Below are 2372 nucleotides of genomic sequence, written 5' to 3'. Positions count from 1 at the left end.
ATAAGCCACATTGCAGGCGAGTAAAATGTTAATACTGAAAATATGTTATTTGTAAATTTATGCTTATAAGCCGAGAATAAAATTTTTATTCCTACTATCAAAAAAAAGATAGCTGGCCATATCATGAAACAGAAAAGCCCGGACACGAACCTACCAGACATAAAGCTATACGTTACATTGGGAGACAGAGGATAAAATACCGCAAGCAGGAAATTTTTAAGCGATGTAGAATATATAAAATAATACGGCAGATAGGCAATTAACAATGCAAATATGCTTACTGCTATTATTTTTAAGGGGGCAAAGTAATGATTGTTAGAGTTATCTGTTTTATTACTGTCTTTTTTCTTAATTTCTATATACTGCATTTTATCACCTCCAGTTTCCTTTTGACTTTCTTTATAAGCTTTTTTGTTGTCTACAATGCTTTCTTTAAGATTTTCCGACTTTCTGTCAGCAAGTATTTTATAATTAACTATCCTTGCAAAAATACTCATATATATCACCTCAAAAAGAAAAATTTTAGGCCTCTTTTTTTGTTTCTGGCCAAAAGTCCAAACGCATCATTATTTGCATTGTATGCAGATTTCAGACAGGCTTTACAAAATTCAATGAATGTTATACAGCCAGGAGACAAAATCATTTTGGAAACCCACCTTCTTCCCGAAGACGAGAAATTTTTTCAAAAAATCCCATACAACCCCAAAATAGCTGAATACAAACCTTCTATTGGAGACCGGTTGTCTGCAAATCTTGTTATATTTCTTACCAATTTTTTTCGACAAAAACGCGAAACATCACCAGCAAACAGACGGTGGTATCAAATCACATGGACCAAAAAAGCAGAACAAAATCATACTATCTAAGACATCCATGTCCTATCCGTATATTTTGTCCAGCACCAAGTCCACATCGTTCTTAACATCGTGCACTTCCACATACGGCATGTTCAGCACGTCCATGTACTTTTTCCAGCTTCTGTTGTGAGGCCTGCAGATCACCACCGTCATATTCTCTGTTTTGGCCACATGTATCCGCGCTAATTCGCTCTCGTCTGCGGATGTCAGAACGAGAACTTTTGTGGACCTGTTCAGCGCTTCCCGCACGACATCGCTCGCTATGTGCGGAAGGTCAAACAGTATGAGGTCGTAATCAAGCCTTGCGTCGTTTGCAAGCTGCGTTATGTCGTTTGCGGTTATTGTTGAAACCAGAGAAACCTTCGGCGGAGCTTGCAGAACGTAAATATTACTGCTCACACTTATCACGTACTTGTTTAAATTATCCTTCTCTTTCAGGTACATTCCGATGTGCGGAAGTTGCGGAAGGTTGTATATGAAGCTCAAATCCGCTCCTCCGTCCGCAAAGTTCAAATCCACAAGAAGCACCTTCAGTTCTTTCGGCACGCTCTCCGCAAGTGCCTTGGCCAGCGTGGTTTTGCCGATACCGCCTTTGACGGACCATACGGATACCACTTCCTGCCTGTATATGCTGCGTGTTTTGGTTTTCACCGTGCTTTTTTCTTTCAATGCATTTAAAACGGCCAAGGGCTTCGTAGCTTCTTTTGGTTTCTCCTCTTCAAGCTTCATATGTTCCTTCAGGTATTCTTCGTACGTCATGCATTTTATACCCTGAACGTCATAGTCAATGCCGTCCTTTATGACTAACGAATATTTATTGCGTTTCAACTGTATCTCTGCGGATACGATTGATGTCGCAACAGTCATATCCTTGCTGTAAACCCGCCTTATGTGGTTCAAGTTTGTGCTCAACATGAGTATCATTGTTTACCACTCCCTGTCGGTTTTGTTCACACAAAAAAAGCAGGCATTTGCCCGCCTCCTATTCCTCCTCATCATATTCCTCCTTGAATTTCTCTTTCGTCTTCTGCACCTCCTCCACCTTTGCATGTTTCGGCAGCACCCTTTCTATGTCGCCCAACGAAACTTTCTTCTCCGGCTCTATCTGAATAAGCCAGCCGTCATCGTGCTTCTCTATCCTCATGAAGCCGGAGAGATGAAGCTTGTCCCACACATCATTGCCGGTCTTGTACCCGTCCGCATCCTTCGGCAATGTTATCCTGAACATTGAAGACCATCCCTTTTCTACACATGAATTATATCACCGATTTTTATCTCGTTCTTATGCTTTGCCATAGCGCGTTCCAGAGCCTGCATGAGATATGGATAAATTCTTCCTTGCAGAAAAGGTTCATAGTGCATCAAGGAAATCAATTCGTTACATGCTCTCATATATTTTTTCTCGTCAAGAGCCTTTTTTATTTTAAAAAGGTGAAAAATATATGACATATGAAGTATATTTCTTCTTTCATATTTCTTAGAAGGTTTCAATTTCTTAAATTCTACGTAAAAGTC

At 40.1% G+C, this 2372-nt stretch carries 4 protein-coding genes; all 4 read right to left on the bottom strand.

Annotated elements, in window-relative coordinates; translation table 11 throughout:
- Nucleotides 1-497, bottom strand: a 497-nt coding sequence (locus BUB87_RS13825) for a hypothetical protein (protein WP_143156728.1), incomplete at its 3' end; no start/stop codon positions are given.
- A 381-nt stretch (nucleotides 498-878) separates the two neighbouring features.
- A complete protein-coding gene (locus BUB87_RS13815) occupies nucleotides 879-1781 on the bottom strand; it encodes a CpaE/TadZ family protein (RefSeq protein ID WP_073346661.1) in 903 nt (300 codons plus the stop codon).
- A gap of 58 nt (nucleotides 1782-1839) precedes the next feature.
- Nucleotides 1840-2085, bottom strand: a complete 246-nt coding sequence (locus BUB87_RS13810) for a hypothetical protein (protein ID WP_073346659.1) — start codon at nucleotides 2083-2085, stop codon at nucleotides 1840-1842.
- Nucleotides 2086-2102: 17 nt separating this feature from the next.
- Nucleotides 2103-2372 (bottom strand): hypothetical protein (locus BUB87_RS13805; RefSeq protein WP_073346657.1); only part of this gene is annotated, 270 nt, incomplete at its 5' end.

This window comes from Caldanaerobius fijiensis DSM 17918, assembly GCF_900129075.1.
GTDB lineage: Bacteria > Bacillota > Thermoanaerobacteria > Thermoanaerobacterales > Caldanaerobiaceae > Caldanaerobius > Caldanaerobius fijiensis.
Note: the sequence above shows the minus strand (reverse complement) of the source record. Positions and strands in the feature narration are given on the sequence as shown.

Coding starts and splice junctions, on each gene's coding strand:
- BUB87_RS13815 (WP_073346661.1), bottom strand. CDS start 1,781: ATGATACTCATGTTGAGCACAAACTTGAACCACATAAGGCGGGTTTAC.
- BUB87_RS13810 (WP_073346659.1), bottom strand. CDS start 2,085: ATGTTCAGGATAACATTGCCGAAGGATGCGGACGGGTACAAGACCGGC.